Source organism: Paenibacillus dendritiformis (assembly GCF_021654795.1).
Lineage (GTDB): Bacteria > Bacillota > Bacilli > Paenibacillales > Paenibacillaceae > Paenibacillus_B.
Genome location: NZ_AP025344.1, coordinates 2671516 through 2694737, shown reverse-complemented (window position 1 = coordinate 2694737; position 23222 = coordinate 2671516). Strand labels below are relative to the sequence as shown.

General features: G+C 43.7%; 25 protein-coding genes and 7 pseudogenes. 6 read left to right on the top strand and 26 right to left on the bottom strand.

The features are described 5' to 3' along the window. Positions 1-37: 37 nt before the first annotated feature. From L6439_RS11840 to L6439_RS11830, 3 genes are all read right to left on the bottom strand, one after another. Positions 38-1039 (bottom strand): sensor histidine kinase, encoded by a 1002-nt coding sequence (locus L6439_RS11840; RefSeq protein ID WP_213471523.1) that lies wholly within the window; start codon positions 1037-1039, stop codon positions 38-40. Then, positions 1040-1723 carry a response regulator transcription factor gene (locus L6439_RS11835; RefSeq protein WP_213471530.1) on the bottom strand — a complete coding sequence of 228 codons (684 nt, stop codon included), beginning with the start codon at positions 1721-1723 and terminating at the stop codon, positions 1040-1042. 993 nt (positions 1724-2716) lie between these two features. Continuing rightward, positions 2717-3277: a DJ-1/PfpI family protein gene (locus tag L6439_RS11830; protein WP_168177922.1), complete on the bottom strand. Its 561-nt coding sequence runs from the start codon at positions 3275-3277 to the stop codon at positions 2717-2719. Between the two features lie 153 nt (positions 3278-3430). Between L6439_RS11830 and L6439_RS11825 the strand changes: the two genes are divergently transcribed. Beyond that, positions 3431-3841: a winged helix-turn-helix transcriptional regulator gene (locus tag L6439_RS11825; protein WP_168177923.1), complete on the top strand. Its 411-nt coding sequence runs from the start codon at positions 3431-3433 to the stop codon at positions 3839-3841. Here L6439_RS11825 and L6439_RS29640 read toward each other — a convergent pair. The 12 genes and pseudogenes from L6439_RS29640 to L6439_RS11765 form a co-directional block, all read right to left on the bottom strand. Beyond that, complete coding sequence (locus tag L6439_RS29640) at positions 3780-4313, bottom strand: GNAT family N-acetyltransferase (RefSeq protein ID WP_369009964.1); 534 nt, start codon at positions 4311-4313, stop codon at positions 3780-3782. The genes L6439_RS11825 and L6439_RS29640 overlap by 62 nt on opposite strands. A 224-nt stretch (positions 4314-4537) precedes the next feature. Then, the gene (locus tag L6439_RS11815) at positions 4538-5020 is read right to left on the bottom strand and encodes a hypothetical protein (RefSeq protein WP_213471521.1); all 483 of its coding nucleotides are present in this window, start codon (positions 5018-5020) and stop codon (positions 4538-4540) included. Between the two features lie 40 nt (positions 5021-5060). Further along, on the bottom strand, positions 5061-5567 hold the full coding sequence (locus tag L6439_RS11810) for a DinB family protein (protein ID WP_213471520.1): 507 nt from the start codon (positions 5565-5567) through the stop codon (positions 5061-5063). Positions 5568-5588: 21 nt separating this feature from the next. Beyond that, positions 5589-6145, bottom strand: a pseudogene (locus tag L6439_RS11805) (DUF4240 domain-containing protein). A 291-nt stretch (positions 6146-6436) separates the two neighbouring features. After that, the gene (locus L6439_RS11800) at positions 6437-6988 is read right to left on the bottom strand and encodes a DL-endopeptidase inhibitor IseA family protein (protein WP_213471519.1); all 552 of its coding nucleotides are present in this window, start codon (positions 6986-6988) and stop codon (positions 6437-6439) included. Between the two features lies 1 nt (position 6989). Then, positions 6990-7214, bottom strand: a complete 225-nt coding sequence (locus L6439_RS11795; RefSeq protein WP_213471518.1) for a hypothetical protein — start codon at positions 7212-7214, stop codon at positions 6990-6992. Positions 7215-7450: 236 nt separating this feature from the next. After that, complete coding sequence (locus L6439_RS11790; protein WP_213471517.1) at positions 7451-8323, bottom strand: AraC family transcriptional regulator; 873 nt, start codon at positions 8321-8323, stop codon at positions 7451-7453. A gap of 231 nt (positions 8324-8554) precedes the next feature. Further along, positions 8555-8776, bottom strand: coding sequence for an HAD family hydrolase (locus tag L6439_RS11785; RefSeq protein ID WP_237096907.1), 222 nt, complete (start codon positions 8774-8776; stop codon positions 8555-8557). A 46-nt stretch (positions 8777-8822) separates the two neighbouring features. Next, the gene (locus L6439_RS11780; protein ID WP_168177931.1) at positions 8823-9383 is read right to left on the bottom strand and encodes an AAA family ATPase; all 561 of its coding nucleotides are present in this window, start codon (positions 9381-9383) and stop codon (positions 8823-8825) included. A 45-nt stretch (positions 9384-9428) separates the two neighbouring features. After that, complete coding sequence (locus tag L6439_RS11775) at positions 9429-9995, bottom strand: pyruvate kinase (RefSeq protein ID WP_213471516.1); 567 nt, start codon at positions 9993-9995, stop codon at positions 9429-9431. Positions 9996-10225: 230 nt separating this feature from the next. Further along, positions 10226-10957: a DUF695 domain-containing protein gene (locus L6439_RS11770; protein WP_213471515.1), complete on the bottom strand. Its 732-nt coding sequence runs from the start codon at positions 10955-10957 to the stop codon at positions 10226-10228. Positions 10958-11271: 314 nt separating this feature from the next. After that, positions 11272-11502, bottom strand: a pseudogene (locus L6439_RS11765) (winged helix-turn-helix transcriptional regulator); the annotation flags it as partial. A gap of 32 nt (positions 11503-11534) precedes the next feature. Here L6439_RS11765 and L6439_RS11760 point away from each other — a divergent pair. After that, positions 11535-11783, top strand: a pseudogene (locus L6439_RS11760) (MFS transporter); the annotation flags it as partial. A 28-nt stretch (positions 11784-11811) separates the two neighbouring features. Then, positions 11812-12162, top strand: a pseudogene (locus tag L6439_RS11755) (aldo/keto reductase); the annotation flags it as partial. 16 nt (positions 12163-12178) lie between these two features. Here the strand turns inward: L6439_RS11755 and L6439_RS11750 are convergent. The 8 genes and pseudogenes from L6439_RS11750 to L6439_RS11725 form a co-directional block, all read right to left on the bottom strand. After that, positions 12179-13042 (bottom strand): alpha/beta hydrolase, encoded by an 864-nt coding sequence (locus L6439_RS11750; protein ID WP_213471513.1) that lies wholly within the window; start codon positions 13040-13042, stop codon positions 12179-12181. A gap of 508 nt (positions 13043-13550) precedes the next feature. Next, positions 13551-13898, bottom strand: coding sequence for an HAD family hydrolase (locus tag L6439_RS11745; RefSeq protein WP_213471512.1), 348 nt, complete (start codon positions 13896-13898; stop codon positions 13551-13553). 179 nt (positions 13899-14077) lie between these two features. Next, positions 14078-14342: pseudogene (locus L6439_RS29485) on the bottom strand (GNAT family N-acetyltransferase); the annotation flags it as partial. A 385-nt stretch (positions 14343-14727) separates the two neighbouring features. After that, positions 14728-14877: pseudogene (locus L6439_RS29480) on the bottom strand (GNAT family N-acetyltransferase); the annotation flags it as partial. Positions 14878-14963: 86 nt separating this feature from the next. Further along, positions 14964-15047, bottom strand: a pseudogene (locus L6439_RS29475) (GNAT family N-acetyltransferase); the annotation flags it as partial. Between the two features lie 385 nt (positions 15048-15432). Beyond that, complete coding sequence (locus L6439_RS11735) at positions 15433-15894, bottom strand: GNAT family N-acetyltransferase (protein ID WP_213471511.1); 462 nt, start codon at positions 15892-15894, stop codon at positions 15433-15435. Positions 15895-16019: 125 nt separating this feature from the next. Then, on the bottom strand, positions 16020-18344 hold the full coding sequence (locus tag L6439_RS11730; RefSeq protein ID WP_213471510.1) for an ABC transporter permease: 2325 nt from the start codon (positions 18342-18344) through the stop codon (positions 16020-16022). A 2-nt stretch (positions 18345-18346) separates the two neighbouring features. Continuing rightward, a complete protein-coding gene (locus L6439_RS11725; RefSeq protein ID WP_213471509.1) occupies positions 18347-19051 on the bottom strand; it encodes an ABC transporter ATP-binding protein in 705 nt (234 codons plus the stop codon). A gap of 359 nt (positions 19052-19410) precedes the next feature. On the opposite strand from L6439_RS11725, the gene L6439_RS11720 reads away from it, so the two are divergent. The 3 genes from L6439_RS11720 to L6439_RS11710 are packed head-to-tail and all read left to right on the top strand — an operon-like array spanning position 19411 to position 21697. Continuing rightward, positions 19411-20172, top strand: coding sequence for a MerR family transcriptional regulator (locus L6439_RS11720; protein ID WP_213471508.1), 762 nt, complete (start codon positions 19411-19413; stop codon positions 20170-20172). A gap of 60 nt (positions 20173-20232) precedes the next feature. Beyond that, positions 20233-20967, top strand: coding sequence for an ABC transporter ATP-binding protein (locus tag L6439_RS11715; RefSeq protein ID WP_213471507.1), 735 nt, complete (start codon positions 20233-20235; stop codon positions 20965-20967). Then, positions 20954-21697, top strand: a complete 744-nt coding sequence (locus L6439_RS11710) for an ABC transporter permease (protein WP_213471506.1) — start codon at positions 20954-20956, stop codon at positions 21695-21697. Before L6439_RS11715 ends, L6439_RS11710 begins: the two co-directional genes overlap by 14 nt. Here L6439_RS11710 and L6439_RS29635 read toward each other — a convergent pair. The 3 genes from L6439_RS29635 to L6439_RS11700 all read right to left on the bottom strand — a co-directional run bounded on the left by L6439_RS29635 (position 21684) and on the right by L6439_RS11700 (position 23214). Beyond that, the gene (locus tag L6439_RS29635) at positions 21684-21956 is read right to left on the bottom strand and encodes a hypothetical protein (RefSeq protein WP_420540591.1); all 273 of its coding nucleotides are present in this window, start codon (positions 21954-21956) and stop codon (positions 21684-21686) included. The two genes, L6439_RS11710 and L6439_RS29635, sit on opposite strands and share 14 nt — an antisense overlap. 131 nt (positions 21957-22087) lie before the next feature. Continuing rightward, the gene (locus tag L6439_RS11705; protein WP_213471505.1) at positions 22088-22789 is read right to left on the bottom strand and encodes an ABC transporter ATP-binding protein; all 702 of its coding nucleotides are present in this window, start codon (positions 22787-22789) and stop codon (positions 22088-22090) included. Next, positions 22786-23214 (bottom strand): hypothetical protein, encoded by a 429-nt coding sequence (locus tag L6439_RS11700; protein WP_213471504.1) that lies wholly within the window; start codon positions 23212-23214, stop codon positions 22786-22788. Before L6439_RS11700 ends, L6439_RS11705 begins: the two co-directional genes overlap by 4 nt. Between the last annotated feature and the right edge of the window lie 8 nt (positions 23215-23222).

Here is a 23222-nt window from a genome sequence, read left to right as displayed (position 1 = left end):
CCAGTGACTCGGAAAATGACAGTTTAGTCACCTGGGCTTAAATCACCTGTTTATAAAATTTTATCCGAAACTGTGTCCCCTTGTCCTTGCCGCTCGCTACGTCAATCACGCCGTTCTGGCTTGTAATCATGCTGTGCGCCATCGACAGACCAATGCCGATGCTGCCCTCGCTCGCATTCTTCCCTTTATAAAACCGTTTAAAAATATAGGGCAAATCTTCCTTCGGGATTCCTTTGCCGTTATCCTCGATAATGATTTCCGTAAATAACGCATTTTCAGAAAAAGAAATGGCGATCGCTCCGCCTTCCTCCGTATGCTCGACACAGTTTTTTAAAATATTGATGAGCGCTTCGGCCGTCCACTGGAGATCGCCAATAAATGCAACGGTCTCTTCCCCCTGAACCGAGACGGATATATCTTTAATATCCATCGGAATGAGAACGGGCTCTAACGCCTTGTGCACGAGCATGTTCACCGGTACCCGATCTTTTTTAAAGGAAACCGTCTTTGCTTCAATTTTCGAGAGCTTGAGCAAGGAAGTGACCAGCCAATCGATTCGTTCCAGCTGAATCCGGATATTGCGCGTAAATTCCGTTCTTTTCGCTTGAGGCAGCTCGGGATCGCGCAACAAATCGGCCATCACCGTCATGGAAGTAAGCGGCGTTTTGAGCTGATGGGAGATATCAGAAATGGCATCGGTCAGTTGGATTTTATCTTGCTGTAAAAGAGAGCGGTGCTCGGACAACATGAGTGTCACTTTATAAATATCGTTCTTTAAAATGCTAAGCTCGCCTTCTTGATTATCGCGAACATCAAGCGAATCATTGCCGCTGCTGATCTGGCGCAAATAGGAAGACAGCTTTTCGATCTCGCGGTATCTCCACCGCGTGAATGCGATGCTGCTGCCTATAAGCAAAGCGGAAGCAGCGAACACGAGCGCCGCAGCGACTGGCGATATCCAAGCGGCCGCAACGGTCGCCGCCAAGCTGATGAAGCTCATCGTTAGGAGCAAAATTTGAATCTCCCGGTTCCGCAGCATCTAATCACCAACCTTGTAGCCCAGACCGCGGACGGTTTTAATCAGCGCCGGGCGCTGCGGTTGATCCTCCAGCTTTTCCCGCAGCCTTTTGATATACACCGTTAATGTATTATCATTCACAAAGTCCCCTGCCACATCCCAAATCTGCTCTAACAGCTGAGTTCTTGACAGCACCTGCCCAACATGATTTCCGAAAATAAGCAGCAAGCGATACTCTAAAGCCGTCAGCGGAATTTCCGCGCCGTGTTTATACACCTTTCCCTCGAGCGTATTAATGCGAACCTGATCGATCTCGATAATCGACCTGGTCTGAGAAGGCTTATGGTATCTCCGCAAGACGGATTTGATTCGCGACAGAAGCTCGCGAACGCGAAAAGGCTTCGTAATATAGTCATCCGCTCCCATATCCAGTCCCATCACGACATTAACCTCATCATCAATCACCGTTAAAAAGATGACCGGTATATCTCTCCGCTCCTTCACGAGCTTGCACAATTCGTACCCGCTGCCATCGGGGAGGGATAAATCAAACAAGCATAACGCGAATTGATCCAGCTCATCGGCGATCACCTTTTTGGCCGATGCCACATCATGGCACAGGAGAGTAGAAAAGTGTTCCTGCTGCAGGGAATATTCAAGACCGGACGCGATCGTTTTATCATCTTCCACCAACAAAATTTTCATCTGGCGTTCATCCCAACTCTCTTTACTTTGAGAAAACCATAGATAACATTCATTCTTGAACTTCGTTCCGACATTATAACAAACGGATACCGTTTTGATAATACTATAAAGAGGATGCGGTTGAAGGCAACCCGTCCGGCGGAGAAAAGTGAAGGATTGCGGGGTTAGCGGGAGAATAGTGCAGGCGATAGCCATTATAGCATAAACTAATTTGTGGATATATGAACGGATGTTTTGAATATTAAAAAAGCACCATTGAGGTGCTTTACCAAGGATGGATGCTTCCAGAGTCACCGGAGAATGCCGCAACCGCTGTTAGAAGGACAACTGTGTAAAGAAGGGATTTAGACTATAGTTTTTTAATCAAGTTCTTCATACTTAACCCTCCATTTCTTGAGCAAAGTACGCACTCAATTTTTCAAATGTAAATTTCGGGGAAACACTGCGCTCTAAATGGATACGCATCACGGTGTTAAGGCATTCTTTTCTTTAGCTGAATCGTTGACTTTGGAAAACCATGAGGCGCTTTCCACCATATCAGTAATACACTGTTCAAAGTCGCCTAATGCTAAGTAGCATTCTCCCTTAACCCGTAAATAATCAGCATACCTGGAGCAAATTAATGGGTTACTATTCCTTGCATCAGGCGGTTTCACTCAATCTGGATGTACTGTTCTACGATATCGCTATGGGGAATGCCTAATACAACAGCAATGGACAAGATGGATTGAAAATCAGGCTCATTCCCTTCCTCTTCCGATGGTGCTGTATCAGCTCCCCCAAGCTCGTTGGTTTCGTAGCTGCGGTACTCACAATCTCACCCCTTCAGCAGCAAGGAAAATAATCTACCACCTATATATTACCATATGAATACGCATAAAAAAGACAAAACACAGAGTGGTTTTGCCTTCGGGAAAATAAGATTTATTACTTATAAGTACTTCATTTTTTCTTATCCTTTGTCATCATTACAAAGTAACAATTTTTCTCTACTTAAGCCAAAGCATTGACCTGCTTCACGAATTCTCTCATCAGCTGCGGCAAGTCGTTCCATGCATGGCCGGAGATCAGGTTGCGATCCACATGGAACCGGGTCTCCACATACTTCGCCCCTGCCGCTTCCACTTCCGGACGGCAAGCGAAGTAGGCCGTCATTTCCCGCCCTTTGATCTCTTCGGCGATCACGGTCAGCGCCACGCTGGCATGGCACAGGATCATGACCGGTTTATCCTTTTGGAAGAAATGGCGGACAATCCGCGGGAAATCCTTATGCAGGCGAATATGCTCCGGTGCCCGTCCGCCCGGGATAATCAGGGCATCGTATTGCTCAGGATCGATCTGCTCGAACGAAGCATGGGCTTCCAACTGGTAGCCCCGCTTTTCCGTAAACGTCTGCCAGTCTTCAAAATCGTGGACGACGGTATGCAGCACTTTCGTATCCGTCGGCGAAGCGATGGTCGCTTCGAATCCTTCCTCCAGGCAACGATAATAAGGATAGTATGCTTCCAATGCTTCGACCGCATCGCCAGTAAGAATCAGCACTTTTTTAGACATTGTCGCGTCACTCCTTTACAATATAAGAAGAATGATGTTCATTCAACGCCATTATAGCCCGTATCGCGAAGGGCGGAAAGAATGCACTTTTTTGTACGATGGTTACGAAAAAGGTACTATTGGCTAGAATCACAAAGAGGTGAAGGTTACCCGATGTCCGACATTCGAAAAGAAATCAAGGAAAAGCTCAAAAACGGCGATTTTACCTGTTCCAAGGAACTGACCCTCTCCATGTTCAGCGGCAAGTGGAAGGTGGTCATCCTCTGGCATCTCGGGGTAGAAGGGCCGCATCGCTTCAGCGAGCTGCAGCGCCTGTTCCCCAAAATTACGCATAAAATGCTGACGAGCCAACTGAAAGAACTGATGGAGGACGGGATCGTCCACCGGGAAGTGTACCCGGAAGTGCCGCCGCGCGTGGAATACTCGATGACCGAGCTGGGGATGACCCTGCTGCCGATCATTCAGATGATGTACGATTGGGGCGAAAAGCGGATTGCACAACTCAAGCTGGAAATGGGAGAAGCCGGTTCGGGGGAATGTTCCGCTCCATGCAACAAGGGATAAGGCTAAGCGGGCATAAAACTTCCCCAAGCCCGGCGCGAAGCCGTCCGGGACGACCCTTTCCGCAGTGAACCCGAACCGTTCGAAAAAAGCGCGGCTGTATTGCGATGTCTCGATCGTCACGCGGGAGTTGCGGCTCCGCCGCAATTCGCCGCAACCGCTCGGCCAGAAGCTGTCGGCCGAACCCGCAGCGGTGAAGATCGCGACGGACCATTCCCCAACAGAGCACGGCAATCGTAGGATCTTCCTCTTCAGCCGCGTACCCGCCGCAGGCGACAATGGCGCCTGTCTCCTCTTCCATCACGAAGTAAGGACCCTTCAGGTCATCGAGATAAGCATCAAAATCTTTGCGCTCAACGGCTGCAAAATAATCGGGAACATTGCTATTCGAATAGCTCCTGGCAAGCCGACTAATCCCAATCCATGAAAGGCTAATCTCCAGCTTCTCTTTCCGGCACTCCGGACATGCCAGCACCTTGCTTCCGGGTACAGTTCTTCCAACGGTTCAGACGTCAGCGGCTCCGCGCACCGGGGGCAGTCATGACACAGTTCGAACTGATCGGTATCCGAGAATCTTCAAGTACAAGTCATTATGAAGATAGCCGGTACGCGCAATGCCCGCATTTTAACTGATAAGCGATTCCCATATGACTTCCCGCTTTCCTTTGAGCCTTTGTTTCTGACAAATGATCTGCGCGCTCACTTGACCGGGATTTTGTACAGTTCCACCGCCAGCTTGAGCGATTGGTTGAGCTGACGAATCGCAGCAAATGCGGGCTCTAATGTATCCTCGATTCCGTCGACAAACAGATCGATATGGAATTTCAACGTCGTCCCCAATTGTCTGCCATTGGACGTTTCCGGAGGAAGCGCAAAGGGGCGCAATTGAATTTTTGCGCCTTCCCGCGCGCAATCCCGGACGAACCATGCAAGGAATTCCAATGACTGCAAGCCTTCTCTTGTAGGGTCAATGGCGAACTCGAACTGGACAAGAACCTCGTTTGCCAGTCCGCCTCCCGTGCGCCGCAGCGCGGCATGAGGCAGATGAGCGCATGCGGAGAGCGGCAGCATCTCCGCATCGATGGGCTCCAGGTTCTCGACGCCGCTTTCGATCGCAGATATTCCTTGAAGTTGAAGAATCGTATCATGAAAGTTCGCAATATCGATGGGATAATGGGTCATCGGTTCCTCCTGATGCTGATGTTTTTAGCAGATGCCTTACTTACATTCCTTCTATAATTTCAATAATTTGTCTAAGATGTCTTTGTTCATGCAAGTACAGTGATCTAACCCATTCAATTAATAACATCTCTTTAAAAACCGGGTGTACAAAATGTCTTCTGCTTAGCAGTGATGGGTCTTCTACTCTGTTTAATACTTCGGATAACCTCTCTCTTGATTGAGTTAGCTGCTCGATTATTTCTTTGACTTCAAAAATTTCATCACCTGGTTTAGCAATGTCAGGTGCTTCTATCTTATTACTTCTATCTATTAAAAAATCCCATTGTGGTGTTCTCTCTATAAATGAGTCTTCTTCACTCTGTAATCCTTTCTTTAATGCGATGGCATATAATTCTTCTGTCTTACTTAAGTGTTGGCATACCTGACTAATGTTCCAACTGTTTGGCTCTTTTCGTTTGCTTAATTGCTCTTCACTCAATGCAGTAAGAATTCCAAGTAATTCGTCCCTTGTTTCTTTTAATTTTTGATTGAGTTCGTTCAGTTCCATGGACAACTCCCTTTCTTTTTATTACGTTAATGGATTCTCGCTAAATCTTTGCCATAAGCGCGGATACCTTTCTTCAAGGTCGTCTTTTTCCCAATCCATTTCACTTTCTGGTGACATAGATTCGTGCCCCCGAGCTTCGAGTTCATCCCAAAATTCTGTACTAATCTCGTCGTTATATTCAAACTCACCGGTTTTTTGATAAATGTACGCACTTGAAGCGACGGATAGCATTTCTTCGAACTGAGGAGCAAACTCATCCTCTTCCAAGTATTCGTCGGTTAAATAGGCTGCAAGAAATTCGGGATTCTTTACTGCCTTAGTAAAAACTTCTTCTCCTTGCGCAATTAACCAACCTCTGAAGTAATCAAAGCCATCATCGGAACATCCTCCCATGATACAAAAGCTGCTCCCCACAATGAAGATGTATAGGATTGTTGCAGCTTATTTGCAAGCTCGATTTCGAAATCAATAATCTCATTTACTGGCTTCTTTGACAGCTCAACGATTAACCATTCTACTTGTTTTCCGCCTTGTTTTCTCGAATTACTTATTAATTCCCAAAAGATTTTATCCGTCATTAAGAATAGCCTCCCTAAAGAGTATGTAGTGCCTTCTTCGAAAATGTACTGTACTCCTATTTTTCCTCTAGAATCTCCTCTGGTTGAGTCTTATTTCACCTCTATCATATTCCGCATTAAAAACCACGGACAAAACATGAATCCGCTCTTAGTAGTCGAAGAACCATTCAAACCGATTAAATTTCTTTCGCTGGAACGTATGATTGATCTCGGATTACGGCGATTCCCGGTCTAATGCATATCAGTACATTGCTATCATCTAAATTTCTAAACCTTGAATCCCATCATTCTTCACCAGAATAGCAAACCATTTGATGCGACTCTCCATCCTTGGCTTGTTAGTTCAAAATCAAGAATTGGAAATCCATCTTTAATGGCAGCTTCAAGATCTATGTGATAATGAAGCTTGACCTTTGCTTTATTTCCACTCTGTTGAATTGTAACTTCTTGTATAGAATCAGTTGATTTTGTAGTGTATCCCCCATCAAATAACTCAATAACGACACCTTCCTTATAATTATGTATATTAAATTGTTGTATAATTTCGTCAATGTAGTTCTGAGTGAAGTATGGTATTAGTTTATTTGTGATATCAGTGAGTGTTTTTGCATCGCAAATATAAGAGTAATAATGATCATTTGACTCAATCCCTCCACATCGAGTATGTATCGCTTTAGCGGGATCCAACTGACTGAAAACAATGATTGAAGATAATTGATTCTCACCTTCAATGGTTAATCTAACAGCTTCTTCTTTCGTTAATTCATTTACTGCAATCGTCGTATCGTTCCCAATCAGTAACATTTGTAATGAACTTATTAAAATTATTAGTAGTATCTTCAATTCAGTCCCCCAGATATGTTGAATTTTTGTGATTAACTGAAAAATATTGCAATAATTTCACCTGACGTTCTTGTGCTCCTGAATCCAAGAGGCTTAAAAGATTTAATTCAACGTCTTCAAAGTTAACTGTAGCGCCATTTCCAATTCGAGTATAAACCGCTTTAGACATCTGTGTAAGTATGAGTAGCAAGATTGCTTTTGTACTGTTTTTATTGTTTTTAATCACTCTTCCCCTCAAGTGACAAGAGTATATTGCTTTCAATTCTTCAAAGAGTACTTCCTCTTATGGTATTAGACGAAGCGACCCAGCCTTAGATAGCTCTTATCTTAGACTGGGTCGTTTGTTGACTGCCCTTCTTCCATATCGTAAGTTCTACAGATTCTGAGGTTGGTTCCGTACAAATCCCCATTCCCCTAAGCAGCGAGAGTCATTTCCCCATACGCTGCCGAGCACGCTTCCCCTTACTTTTTCTTAATAGGTATCCATATTTCGCTTTTAAAATTCGGTGAAGTTATATCCTTATGCTCGTTCCACAGGATTTCCGGCCCTTGGCTTAGCTCATAGTCTGAGGACGGGAACCATTCGGAATAGATGCGTCCCCAGACCTCCTGAAGCGCATTGGGATAAGAGCCGACGGCCGTGAATACAGCCCATGTGGAGGCCGGCACCTCCAGTGACGCGAAGCCATCCGGAGCCTCTTTCGTCGTAGCCGCACCAATATAGTGATCGAGCTCCCCTTTCTCCTCCATCCGTCCTTCACTAAAATTCGCAGAAGCACTGATCAGTCCCGAAGGCTGAACATTCGACAACCCCTTAATCTTTTTAATTAATTCTGGTGTCAAATCTTCCACCATCGAGGCAATCTCCGGATTCACCCCATGGAAAATCATAGGCACTCTCTTTTTAATCCCAACGATACGAAAAGCCTCTTTGTCTTCAATGCGGTAGTTCATTTCGCTTCCTCCTTTAATGGTCAACTGAAATGTCATCCGAGGGAAGGCTTTGAGAGACTGTCCATGGAACCTGGCTTCCGAGGGAGTAACCCCATGCATACTTTGGAAAGCCCTGGTAAATGAATCCGGTGAGGTATATCCGTATTTCAATGCAACATCGATGACCTTGATGTCACGATGACTTAACTCTAATGCTGCTAGCGACAGCCGTCTGCGGCGGATGTATTCCGACAGAGTAATGCCTGCAAGGAAGGAAAACATGCGCGTGAAATGATATTCCGAGCAGCAGGCAATCCTCGCGGCCTCCTTATAGTCCACAGTCTTCGTCAAGTTCTCCTCAATATAGCCCAAGGCCTCGTTCAGTCGCGCCAGCATATCCATGATAATGCCTCCCCTCATTAACCAAAGCATAGCAGCAACGGTAGTTCTTCTCCCGACATTCCGTGCACCATCCTGCAGGGTAACCCTTTGCAGCAGACCATAAAGAGGCTTTGAAGTTTTATCGAAACGCGAAGATTAGATTATTCCAACAAGAGATCCATCACTTTAATATCTCTTATGTCATTAACGATCATATCCGCCCTTGATAAATCTTGATTTCCGGAATTCTCATTAATAAAACCAATACATTTCATTCCTGCCGTTTTGCTGCTTGAACACCATTTTTAGAATCTTCAAGCACCCAACATTCATTTGGCTTACATTCAATTGCTTTGAGACTTCAAGGTAAATGTCTGGAGCTGGTTTGCCTTTCGCCACTTCTTCACCGCTAATCATGCGATCAAAATATTCAAAAAATTTATACTTCCGAAGAACCTCATTTATGAAAGCGATTGGTGACGATGAAGCGAGTCCAATTAATATATTGTTTTTCTTTAAATCAAAGATTAAGTTCTTCTTTTATCATCTTTGCTACAGTGTCTGGCTCAATATGCGTGTTATTGATTTTTATATAATTCTTCTTAGTTATTTCTCCGGGATATGAATTTAATCGATGCCTTTCATAGGTATCAATTAAATCTTTTTCCGATCCTTCAACATCTCTTTTTGTAGGCTTATGTTTGAGTCTGTTTTCGGTTTTATTCCGCTTAAGTCTCTCTTCGTAATCTGCTTCTAATTCAACTAAATAGACAGTCCCTCCCCTTGATTCAAACATCTCTGTAATTTGCTCAATATAGTCCCAGTCATTTTTGAGGTCTAGCCCCCATACATAGGTAAAGATCAAGCCTGCCAGATCGCTTTTCGAAACTTCTTCAAAAATTTCATGACGAATCAAATTGACTAAGCGCTTTCCAGAAGGAGTTCCATAGTCAAAAAATTGAGACACGAAATCAATGGACATATGATTATGGAATAGCTTGAAATTTGTAAGGTTTGCTAGGCTTTGTCCTACTGTCATTTTTCCAACGGCCTGCGGGCCAAATAATATTATCAACTTCATTGATAATCCCCCAACTCTTCTAAGTTGAACTATAGCAGATCCTTTTTAAAATGTTGTTTCTCCAGAAGTTCCAGACCCAAACCTCCGCAATCTATAACCTTCTCTATATCGTTGGCGGGCTTTTTCGATGAATGAATCATTTTCAAAATGTATATATCCAGCCAAGTATAATGCCTTTAAGTAGTCATTGAATTCTTCCTTGCCTGGAACCATATCTTCTTTATCGATTCCTCCAAAAATATCTAGTTCAATTAATAACAGTTTCGTTCCTACTTGTATTGTTCCACCCGACACATATATTTGATCTTCTGAATTAAGTATAAGATTACATCCATCTCCGTATGTACACTCTTTGTAGAACTCTATTTTTTCATCTGGGGACTCAAGGATAAGAAGTTTTTCTACCCCGTCACTGTTACGGAATTGATAGGCTGCAACGGCAGTATGAAAATCTGCCCATGGGTCTTTTTTTAAGTCATCAAATCTATTAACGTCTACTGGTGTTGCCGAGTATTGTTTCATTAATCTTTCATTGATCTGTTCCAGTGTAAAAGGATTGGGGATATTTAGGGTTAGGTATTTTTCATATAGTTGGTTTATATCAGGTTGCATATAGAATCTCCCTCTTGGTATAAGTTGAACAAAAAAGATCCGCCGCTCTATTCGACTCCATTCGCACGCAGAGACGGTCAATGATGGCTTGAGGTTCGCCCCAGCCTTCGAGAGCTCCTATCTTAGGCCGGTGTGTCTGAGCTTCTTCCATACTTATACATCTGACCGCCATCGGGCGGAAGCCCCGCAGCGTCAAAATGGTGGCAGGCAAAGTTGCGTCTTCCTCAAATCTACTTAACTACGGTCGTTCCCCATCCATCATATTCACCATTACATTCTCCTGCTAAATCAACAAGGATATCCGTTACTTCATTTATCGAATGGAAGTCAACGTAATCAGAACGATAAATATGAGTACACATTTTTTCGTCATGAGAAGGATCCGAATCGATATTGAATCCTAAAAGTATAGCCTTTGCATCAAAATTCTCTTTGTCTTCAGTAGATTGAAAATAGATCCAGTGATCTACCCTTCTCGAATTTTCAAATGTATCCCCCGACTCCCGTAACTGATCGACAACTTTTCTATTCCCCATATGTTGAAGTTGATATTTGTTGGGGTAAAGATACTCAAAATAAAAATCCCAAGGATTTTCTTCTTCGATATGATGTACCTGAATCTCATATCCATGTTCAATGAAATACTTTTCTGCTACTTTTTCCAGCTCGTACGGTTTAGAAAAATAATAAAATACATCCCGTAACCCATCAGTAGTTATCCTGCCAACAAGAAATCCAAAACCTGAAATCTCATTAGTGATTTTGTCTTCGAGGTCGTTGAGTAATTCAGCTTCTTCATGAATTGGAGTACCGCTTTTTCCAGGGTTCTTAATTGGTATTCTCATAACGATGGGATGAGGATACTCCGATTTCTCAATCTCCTTCCAGATATCCATATCCAGTACAATTGATGAAAACTTACCCTGAATGTCACAAAAATAAATATCCCAATGATCAGACATATAGATCTTTACCTCCTCAGGAAATTTCGCCAAAACGTTCTTGTATTTACGAATGCCTACCCAAGATTCAAGTGCAGTTATATTTTACCTTTATTCACAACTACGTACAAGCGTTTGCATCCCTATTACACCATCATATCCATCATGGTTGCGGAAAGATCCTTCAAAGCTTCCCCAATTGGTTCGTCCCATTCCCTGCCCCTGTTCGTTTCCTTTTCCTTCGACGATTTATCCATTTCGGTCGCGAGGCTGTTGAGAATGTTATCTTCCAATACGGCAAATTTGTCACCGTACTCTTTATCAGTTAGCTCCTATTCCACTTTGGGCGGAACCTGATGATATATCATTCGGTTTACAATGCCGTCCTCCTCCAGCTCCCTGAGCTGCTGCGTTAGCATTTTCTGCGTAATGGACGGCATCAGCCGCCGCAAATCGCTTGTCCGCTTCTTCCCGTGGGTCAGATGGCACAGGATCACACACTTCCATTTGCCTCCGATCACTTCCAGCATAGCTTCAACCGAGATGTTGTATTTCTTTTTCTCCATAATGACGCCTCCTCAAAATCCATGGGCACTTTTTGGCTTCGTCGGTCAACATTGCCGCCTTCAACGCCGGCATTGCGCTTGGCGCGTATCTGGGCGGGATCGTCACTGGTCATCTTGGCCTGATTCATACCGCCTGGATTGGCTCGTTGATGGTCGCGGCCGCCGCACTGCTGACCTGGTGGAGCCGAACTTTAGAACGCAAGGATATGGCGTCCGCGGCTCGTGCAAGCTTATTAAGGGATAATCATGCCCTTTCCAACTATCGTATCGAATACAAATAAGTCTAACCAAATTAGGAGGCAATTGATTATGACTCAAAATGTGCAAAGCAGAACCCGGTTGAATAACGGTATCGACATGCCTTGGATGGGCCTTGTCGTCTTAAAGTGGAGGAAGGAAGCGAGCTCGTCGAGGCGGTGAAAGCCGCCTTAAGCACAGTGCCGGAGCATCGACACCGCTGCGGTATACGCCAACGAAACGAGCGTCGGTCAGGGAATTCGCGAGGCGCTGGCAGAGAACGGACTGAACAGGGAAGACCTTTTCGTCACTTCGAAAGTGTGGAACGCCGACCTCGGTTACGAGTCGACACTCGCCGCCTACGAGACAAGCCTTAAGAAGCTGGGCTTCGACTATCTGGATCTCTATTTGATCCATTGGCCGGAGACGATGGCAATCACTAGCACAAATAAGTTTTCAGGAAGGCCAAGACGTCATGAAATGCTCTTTGCACCGTGGGATCTTTAAAATTACGATCGAACGCGTGATCCGCCCCTTCCATTGTAATGAGTTTGGAGCAAACTCCCTTTTCCTTGAGCTTCTCATGCATAATTACAGATTGCTCATAGGGAACATCCGTATCTTGATCTCCATGAAGGAATAATGTGGGCGGGTAGTCTGGCGAAACATTATCGATTGGATTGAATTTGATTAGTTTATCCACATCATGAGTACGATCCATTCCTGTTACTTCTTGAATCCAGACTCCTTGTTGGCGGCAATAAAGATAAAAAGGAAATCTCCCCCAATCGCCCGCGGTTACCTCTTCCTCACCTACATGCTTTATTGCCGTTCCTCGATCAATCACCGGTTTCTTGCAATAAAACTCACTCGGCTGAGCATACCACTCGCCTAAAATATCTCCATAACCATAGAAGGAGACAATGGCTTTAGGCTTTATATCCATGGTTCCCGTTACTAAACTAAGGTACCCACCGGCGGAACTACCCATTACCGCAATATTATCGGTATCAAAATCATACCATTCTGTTGCTTTTGTTCGAACCCAATCCATTGCGTCTCTAATATCTTCTATAATAAACTCAAAATCCGTTTCTGGCGCTAGCCGGTAATCAATATTAACCACACTGAACCCGGAACCCGTAAAAAACTCGATTTGTTCGGAGGAAAGCCATTCTCTGCTGCCAAAAATCAATGCTCCTCCATGAATGTACAAAATGACTGGCGAATTCGAGCCTTGGTAATAAATATCCGCATATATTGAACAGTTATTAACTTGCTTATATATTCTAGTTTCTTTCATTGCTTTGCCTCCTTTTCACTTTTAACGTATTTCAGCTAGCGTTCTATCTATTTACGAAATGACCCATCCTTAGATAGCTCTTATCTTAGGCTGGGGCGTTTGTTGCCTGAGCTCCTTGATTATACAAGTTTCAAACAGTATCCAGGAAGTACCTCCATACCAATTTGCCACATCTTTGCAGATACATTACACGCCCCTGCCATGCCAACGATTTTGTCATTTTTCTTGGCAAGCACGACCAAATACAGGATGATAGGGTTGATTCATGTCAGATATAATTGCATTATCAAATCCTTGAAGCCCCAACAACTTGGAAACCTTATCCTTCTCAACGACTTCATATGAAAAATCGTCTGGCGGTGACATCGGCTTTATTCGTTCTAGCTCAGGGAGAAAGTGCAAGTATAGGCCTCTAATAAATGGTAAAGAAAATATAGAATCCTTAATTCTTCCCTCTCATATGCTTTGGCTCCTTACAAAATCCCTTCTAAATCATTAAATGATTCTATTACATAATAAAGATATGAATTCCGTAATCAGTATAGAATCCAGGTAGCATTGCGTCGTCAGCATCACTTACAATGCATATTTTATACTTTGCCGAAATCCTGCTTAAGAATTCCAGTGTGTCTTCATAAAACTCTGACAGCCTATGTTCTTCAAACAAAATCTTATTTGCAGCTGTTGTATCGTATGAAATATTTAAATCCTCAAATACACTTAAAAAGCTTCTTTCATATACTTCTTTCGTTAAAAAGAATTGCTTCGTCTTTCTCATTTCTACCCAGTGTTCAAAAAAATATTGTAATAAAAGCTGAGCACACTTATTAGCTGCTTCATATGTGTAACTATTCAATAAGATAGGTTTCCATATCTGCTCAATTCTCGAATCAACATTTACTAATGTTTGAACATGTCCAGACTGACTAATTCAAATTGCTTCATTGTACCATCATCCTTGAATTATATTTTTTCGGCCATTTCCTATAACGTCTCTCTATTCACGATCCAGGGAGGCTTAAAGCGACAATGAGTCTATAAAGTCTTCTCAAAAACGTATAGGTCTCCTTCTTCTCTAACTTTGGTGAACCCGCACCTGGTATAGAAGTGATGATTCTTGACACTCCAGCTAGGAGTATCAAGCCACCATTTAGTGCTATCCGGAAAGCTTCTTTCATTACTTTCATACCGATTCCTTGATTCTGAAAGTTTGGATCAATAAAATTCTTCCTAGATTATGTACTTGATTGCTTTCTATTAATATCAAAGCCCCCCCGATTATTTGTCCATTAAAGAGTACTATGTTTTGATTCTTCATCAAAGCTGGCCTTTTTCCAAATCCATACTCACAACGCTCACTCTCCCCTAAGTATACCGGCAGTGTGTAATCTTGGAAATATCATCTTACATAGATAAAGAGACACCTCCTCCGCCTAAGTCAGATTGAAGTGTCTCCGATTCTTTCGGTAAACGTTGTTGTATAATCAAAGCCAAATCATAACTTGAAACACCTTTTTTTACAGCAGCGTTCGGATATAAGCATACTCGTGCTCCAAGATGGAGAATAAATAGGAATCGTGATACATCCCTTTGCCCCATAGATGCTCCCTCAAATGGCCTTCCTGCTTCATGCCGATTCTTCTAATGACATTCGCGGAGGCTATATTATCGGGACGACAGGTGGCATAAATTCGATGTACATGGAGGGTTTCAAATCCAAACCTGAGCAGGGCTTGAGCCGCTTCTGTCGCATATCCATTCCCGTAAAAATCAGGGTGAAAGCAATACCCGATTTCAGCGTTGCGTCCTTGCGGATAAATGCTGCAACCACCCATGAATGATTCGTTGCTTTCAATACCACGCCGAACTCATAGTGGCTTCGCTCGGCAGCATGCTGCTGTGCCATCTGTTCCTCCATATAGGCTTTCGTATCCGCTTCGGAATTCGGGCCCCAGATCATGTATTTCGTAACTTCGGGATTGGATGCGTATGCATTCACATCCATCCAATCCTCTCTCTGCAAATCGCGGATGAGCAATCGTGGCGATTCTAACTGCATGAAGCATCTTCCTTTAAGAATTTTTGTTGGCAGATCTATCTTGACTTTCCACGTCATCTAAATGTCCGCATATATGAGGGGTATACAAGTCCAATTCGAGCACCGCACTCCTTGTCACCAAAATAGCGCAGCTCGCCAACGGTACGGAAAACGAACCAAATCCTTCGATGATTCTCTGGCATTCGGGCAGCCAGCTCAAATGATCCGCTGCTCCATACGAAGTCTTTACCGTTACATGAGGCTCGGCTCCGAAATAATGATATTTTTTACACAGCGACATAATCTTTGAAGGCTTTCGCGGTCAGATAGCAGACCATCGCAACAGCGACTATTATGCTAGAAAAAGTTTATAAATGACTTCTCCGTCTTGATTCTTCTCCTGTTGGTTCACAAAGCCTATCCTTTCATACAGCCGTTGAGCCGGCTTGTTCTCCAGCTCGACCGTTAAGGAGATCAGCCTGCACAGGGGATGAGTCTCGCGAATGAAATCGATGATCGCTCTCAGCGCCAGCTTGCCGTAGCCTTTTCCCTGATATGATTTATCGATTTGAAACCCGCCAATCCAATAATTATCCGCGCTATTCGGTGTGTAGCTCATATAGAAAAATCCGATCGCGGCCTCCTCTTCGCATATAAGAAAAGGATCCAGCTCCTCATCCCATGGCTTGATATAAGCATACGTCAGGGCTTCATAAATGGTAGGAACAAAAGGCTCTTGCTCCTCATGAATCTTGATTTGAATGGCTTGCTCCCAATTATCCCGCGTGACGGGACGGACAGCTAGTTTTTTCATATTCAATCTCCTCGTACTTGTTTGCCTGTTCATGACACTTTATCGATTATCCGCGTATCCTTCCATGTATCCCTTCTCGATTACTGTTGCGACGATTCCAATGCCCCGGCATCTCCATACAAGTTTTATTCTACACTTTTTAATGATTCGATCATATTGATTTTGGCGACTTTTCTCCTAAGCAGTAAGTTAGAGAGAATGGTAAGCAAGAACGCAAGAGCAATAGAAACCAATAGGATAAAAATATTTAATTTATCCGGGATTTGTTGATGGGTGCTGGACAGTGCCTTTACAATAATTGTATAAACATAACCGCTTATCGGTAAGGCTACAAGTACTGCAAATGTCGTTAGGATGATGTTTTCAAAAAAGATAAGCCGGTTTATTTTCTTTTTTTGATAGCCTAATACCTTAAGTGTTGCAAGCTCGCGATTCCTTTCATAAATGTTGATGGAAGATATCGTATAGATGGCGCCAAACGACAGAATGACGGCACAAATGATAAACAAGATAAATACAAAACTGTTTTGTTTCAACATATATTGAGCTGATTTCTTTAAATCATTCTTATCCGCAATGGTCTCTACCTGTTGATCTTGTTCAAAAAAGTTACGAACGCTTCCCAGATCGGCCGAGCTATTTGCTCTAACGACAAGCGAGGTTGGACTGTAATCGATGTCAAAGCTCATTACATAGTCTGATGTGCTATACAACGACGGATTCGAATACTGATTAGTTATTTTTAAAACCTTCATATCGACAGATTTATGATTAAGCTCCGGTGCTGTGAACTTGATTTGGATGATATCCCCTTCAACAATATGGTATTTGTCGGCATACGATTTAGGTACCAGAACGCCATTATTCTCCAAAGTTATCCGATTGTCATTTTCGTCAAAGAAATGAATTAGATTGTTTTCTTTTTCCGTAACGACTAAAGCGGCATTTTCTTTTTGATCATTTTTTATGATTTCCACAGGAAAGGTAGATAAAAAATAACTATTTTGAATGCCGGAGGGTAGTTTTGCCGTATCCGGAGATGTTCCCATCTTATAATCTACTCTTAGATCATACGTATACACATCTTCAATCTGGTTAGCTACTTTGAGCAAGGCCGTTTGAGTGCCAAAAGCCGTGATCAATAAAACCGTGCTTACTACAACAGCAACAGAGCTTGCTAACGCTTTTGATTTATTTAAAAATATATTTCTCAAAATCAGCTTGTAGCTATAGGAAATACGACTCCAGAGCCCCGGAACTCTTTCAATGAATAGCTTTTTCATCTTCTTTGGCGGTTTCGGGCGCATGGCCTGAGCTGCACGTTCTTTTAATATGGTTCGGCCGCTTAAGTAACATGACAGGATTCCAAAAGCGCTAGAGAAAATGATGGGAGGAATGACAGAAACGAATGAAAATGAGAATGTAAGGCCAGGCAGAGAGTAGGCCCTTGCAATCGACGCCGTTATTAGCGGAATAAATAAAATAGCGGCAATGACACAACCCAGGATGGAACCTATAACACCTGCCAGCACAGGGTACCCCATGTAATGAAGCATGATGTTTCTATTTTTTACACCTAACGCCTTCATAATGCCTACTTGATTTCTCTGGGAATCTATAATCCTCGACATGGCAAGAAACAGGATAACCGCTTCAATCAAAAAGAGAACAAAAGGGATGACCTTACTCATCAATTTATTATTATGTATCGTTTGATTGATTTGGGAATAATTGAAGGTCCGTTCTTTACTTACTTGATCCAAATAAGAAAGTCGTTTGGATTGTAATTCAATGGATTGACCCAGGATCTCAGTATCGTATCCTTCTTGAGCATCAATCATGATTTCATTATAGTAAAAGCCGTCTGCGATCTCAGGTATGGTCTCTTCGGCAATATAAGCTGCTCCGTAGGCTTTATGGTCTTGGGTTTCGTTCTTTTTTGCATATTCAACATTCTCGCCCAAGCCGCTAATTGTAAAATTAAATCCTCTTCCCTGCGTACTTAAACGGATCTCATCACCGACATGCAAATTATGTTCTTTTGCATAATGGGAATCTAATAAGATCTCGCCTATTTTTGAGGGAATATTGCCCTCAATCACAGTAGGCGTATTTATTTCATTGTCGACAGGGATCGAATGAATTTTTAACGAAGCTTTATCATCTTCAAAGGCTTGCGCGGCATCAAAGGTATAACGTCCTTCTATTTTATTTATGCCTTCCGTTTCGCTTAAACGAGCCACATCCTCTTTGGAAATTTGACTATAATACACATTCAAGTCACTCAAATTATGCTCTTCAAAGTAAGCCTTCGTATAGGCGCTAAGATTGTCGCTCAAAGTGACCAGCCCCGCATAGAAAAAAGCTCCCACCGCGATAATCAAAACAAAGGCGATAAATTGTCCGATAGATTGTTGAATATCCCTTAATAATTTCGAGATTAATTTCATAATTACCACTCAATCCCTTCAACGCTTTGTTTCTCCTCATTCAGCGCAACGCTTTCTATCCTACCGCTCTTCACCTTTATAACTTTATCAGCCATAGGAGCAATGGCGGAATTATGGGTGACCAAGACGACGCACTTTTTCGTTTCCCTGTTCAAATCTTGAAGAAGCTTTAAGACGGACTTGCCTGTCACATAATCCAAAGCTCCGGTTGGTTCATCACAGAGCAAAAGTAAAGGATTTTTGGCAACCGCTCTCGCGATGGCAACTCTTTGCTGTTCTCCTCCGGAGAGCTGGGAAGGAAAGTTTTTGAGACGCTCCTTTAATCCAACCTTATGTAAAATATCTTTCGCATCCAGATGGTTTTTACATACTTCCGTGGCAAATTCAACATTCTCTAGTGCGTTTAAATTCGGAATTAAGTTATAAAATTGAAAGACAAAGCCAACTTTCTCCCCGCGATATTCCGTTAATTTTTTTTCGTCCAATCTTGTTATTTCTTGATCACCAACAAACACTTGGCCGGAGGTAGCGGTATCCATGCCGCCAAGTATATTCAAAATCGTACTTTTACCGGCGCCGCTTGAACCCAAAATGACGACGAATTCTCCTTCCGATATGGAAAAATCAACACCGTTTAGAGCCTTGATCGGCACTTCCCCTACTTTGTATTCCTTGGTTACTTTTTTGAATTCGATTAACTTTTTCATTTCTTGCATCTCCTCGCTATTGTCATTCGATACAGTAAGTGGTTCCGACGGGCCCCCAGGTCTGAATTTAGATAGGAATCGGCCTCTCGCGCCTAACCTCCATAATATACCAAACGAAAAAAGCTGCATCCTGCAGCCGATGTATTTTGGCATCGGTCTCGAGAAGGAGTTCGATTTCCCGCCGCCGCCGCAAGTCTATTGTTTCCGCGAAGGGAGCATCGCCTTCTATCGCGGAAATTCCTTGATGCTCAGGAATCGTGACGGGTACATCTGACATCCAACGCTTAAAAAGCCTCCACTATAACACCAGACTTTTAGCGGGTGCTATAATTGTTACACAATCGGAGGGGGCTGATGAAATGATTACCTATACAACAGCAGAAATAGCGCGTTGCAACGGCATCCACCCCAATACGGTGCGTCTATATGAAGAACTTGCGCTAATCCCAAAACCAGAGCGCAAACCTAACGGCTACCGCATTTTCACGGATTTTCATATGGAGCAAATCAAGCTGGCAAGAACCGCTTTACAGGTAGAAGTTCTGCAAAACGGACTGCGCAAAAAGGCAATTGAGATTATTAAGACATCGGCTGCCGGAAATTTTGATATGGCCATCCAATTTGCAAACAGCTATTTGCAGCAAATCAAAAAAGAACAAAGAAATGCCGAAGAAGCTATCGCTATTGCAGAGCAGTTACTATCGGGCAATGAACAAGAAATGGACCGCGTTGTTCTCACCAGACAGGAAGCAGCCAACCACCTGCAAATTTCAATGGATACGCTAAGAAACTGGGAATCTAATGGGTTACTGACTGTGAAACGAAAGCAAAATGGCTATCGGGTGTATACCAATAAAGACCTTCAGCGGCTGAAAATCATTCGCTCTCTGCGATGCGCGAATTATTCTCTTGCCTCGATTTTGCGGATGCTCTGCGCTCTATCCAGCAATCCCCAAGCAGATATACGTAAAATCATTGATACCCCTAAAGAAGATGAGGACATCATTTCCGTGTGCGACAAGCTGCTTACTTCCCTGCATTATGCTGAAACGAACGCATACGATATGCTTGCCCGTCTGAAAAAAATGAAAAAGCGATTCAACAAAAACCCTACACTTTAACACCAGACTTAAGGCTGGTGTTATTCTTTTTTCATACGAAAAAAGGAGGGGTTTCGCAGCGTGAAAACAACAGTCCAGGTAAATCAATTGAGCAAGTCTTATGCCGCTCTCAATGCAGTAGAAAATGTCGCTTTTTCCGTTGGCCAAGGGGAAGTATTCGGTTTGCTCGGAGCGAACGGTGCGGGAAAAAGCACCACCATTGAGTGCATGCTGGGCACAAAAAAACATGACAGCGGGACGATCTCTATTTTGGGGATGGATCCGCAAAAAGACCGCAAAAAGCTGTTTGAGAGAGTCGGCGTTCAATTTCAAGAGGCTCATTATCAAGACAAAATAACGGTAGCCGAGCTTTGTGAGGTTACGCAGTCCCTTTACAAGACTTCTTTAGATTATACGGATTTAATACAGCAGTTTGGACTTTCCGAAAAATTAAAAAGCCAGGTAAGCGAACTTTCGGGAGGGCAAAAGCAGCGCTTGTTCATTATCCTTGCGTTAATTCCAAATCCCGAGGTTGTGTTTTTGGACGAACTGACCACCGGACTGGATACAAAAGCGAGGCGTGAAATTTGGAGAGCTCTTTCTGATCTAAAGGCGAAAGGACTGACCATCCTGCTGGCCTCTCATTTTATGGACGAGGTAGAAGCTCTGTGTGACAAAATCATGATTTTAAAAAACGGGAAAAGCATCTTTTATGGAACTGTGCAGGAAGCCATTGCAGCCAGTCCTTATGAAAAATTGGAGGATGCCTATCTCTGGCATACGGACGGGGAGGAAGAAGAGAATGAAAGCATTTAGCACTCTGCTCAAAACGGAGCTCAAGTTATCCCTGCGCGGGATAGACATGTTCATTTTTGCCATTTGCCTGCCTGTTGCAGTCGTGATCATTCTTGGGGCTGTTTTTGAAAATAGGTCCGCCTTCGATAGTGCGAACTATACCTTTCTGGAGCAATCCTTTGGAGCAGTAGCGTCGATTGCCATCTGTGCTGGCGGAGTCATGGGACTTCCTTTAGTCATCTCCGATTACCGCCATAAGAAAATCTTGAAGCGGTTCAAGGTAACGCCTACCAGCCCTTCCCTTATTTTAGCGGTACAGGTTGTAATCTACGCGCTTTATTCCATCATTTCGCTCATCCTTGTTTATGCTACGGCGACGATTTTCTTTGGGTACCAATTGAAAGGGGCGTGGTCCCACTTTATCGGTGCATACCTATTAGTGATGCTGTCGATGTTCAGCATAGGACTGCTGGTAGGTGGAGTAGCGCCAAACAGTAAAATAGCAGGTATCTTAGCCAGTTTGTTATATTTTCCAATGCTCATCTTTTCAGGTGCTACCTTACCTTATGAGATTATGCCCGAGGCACTTCAACAAGCAGCCGATATCCTGCCGCTGACACAGGGCATTAAGCTGATGAAAGCTGCTTCGCTTGGCTTGCCTATCCATAGTGTTCTACTTCCGGTTCTCGTGATGATTCTACTTGTGATAATCTGCACTAGCGTTGCGATTCGATTTTTCAGGTGGGAATAACAGCCGAGGGATATTTCACGGAAAACGATACGACGCCCCACCGCCTTACGTCCACGAAATTGACTGGCCGTGACGCGGTTTGGCGGTGGGGGTGTGTCGGCCGATTCAGCCAACTATGATGTCCGAAACAGTGGCATCCTTTTGCGCCTTTTAACTTGCGTTTTCTCCAATACAGGATGGTGAAAAAGCCAAGCAACAACAACAAAATCGCCAAAGCAATTCCCCATTCCATCAACAGGCCTGTCGCAAAGCAAAGCACAAGGAGCGCTTCGAAGATCAGAACAGAATACGCTCCAGCATTTACAACTAACGGATTGTACACTACCCCACCAGCAAGAAAATCGCTGAAAACAAGACATCAAGCGCATAACTAAACGCGATCATGGCTTATCACTCGCCTGCCCCTTCTGCCCTGTCGTGCTCAACAGAATCCATTAGTTTTCCGTCTTTCATACGGATTACACGATCTGTTGCTGATGCAACTAACGGGTCATGCGTGACGATAACGATGGTCACTTGCTTGTCTGCATTTATCTTGCCCAACAAAGTTACGATCGCTTCCGATGTCACAGTATCCAGAGCTCCGGTAGGCTCATCAGCCCAGATGACGCGAGGATTATGGACAATAGCGCGGGCAATTGCAACCCGCTGGGCTTGTCCTCCGGACAGTTCATGCGGCATAGCTTTCAACTTATCCGTTAGCATGACATCTTCAAGTGCCGCCTTTGCAGCTTTGTGGGCAACTGACCTCTGAGCGCCCTGACTGATAAGCGGCAATGCTACGTTATCAATGACATTCAACACAGGAATCAGATTGTATTGCTGATAGACAAAACCCATCGACGTCAATCTGAGTGCGGAGACATCTTTTTCGCTCATTTGGTGTATAGCTTGCTTATCGAACCAAATTTCGCCACTGTCAGCAGGCTCAATACCTGACAGCGTATAAAGCAACGTGGATTTGCCACAACCAGATGGCCCCATAATGCTCACCATCTCGCCCCTATGAATGTGCAAATCCACCCCTGATAATGCCACTGTTTGTGGAGTTGCTATGCCGTAGTTCTTACGAACATCTTTGGCTACAATCATGAGCGAGAAACCTCCTCTACCACGGGCATAAGACCTAATTGGGCAATCGTTCCCTTCGTCGTCGTTACCTCTCCCACATGCCCCATGTAGGCAATTGTACGGTCAGCGTTAAGCACATAGGCATAGGGGGTAAATTCCGGACGGTACACGTTATGGAATTCCTCAGCGGAAGCGGACAGTACGTCAAAGGAAAAGTCACAGTGCTGCTGGATTGCTTGGGCTTCGTTCACGTCACCATCAAATATGACTCCGTTTCTGTCCAGTGCCATCGCCCATGGAACGTCAGCAAAGTGTTTTTTCCAATTCTCCGTTTCCATATGAAACACTTCCGCATGCGCAGCAGTTAGGCAGCAACTCCCCAATCTCGGGTACAACACGTTGCCGCACTCCTTTTCCAAGAATTTCCTATAACCTATATGTTCCATCAGTCATC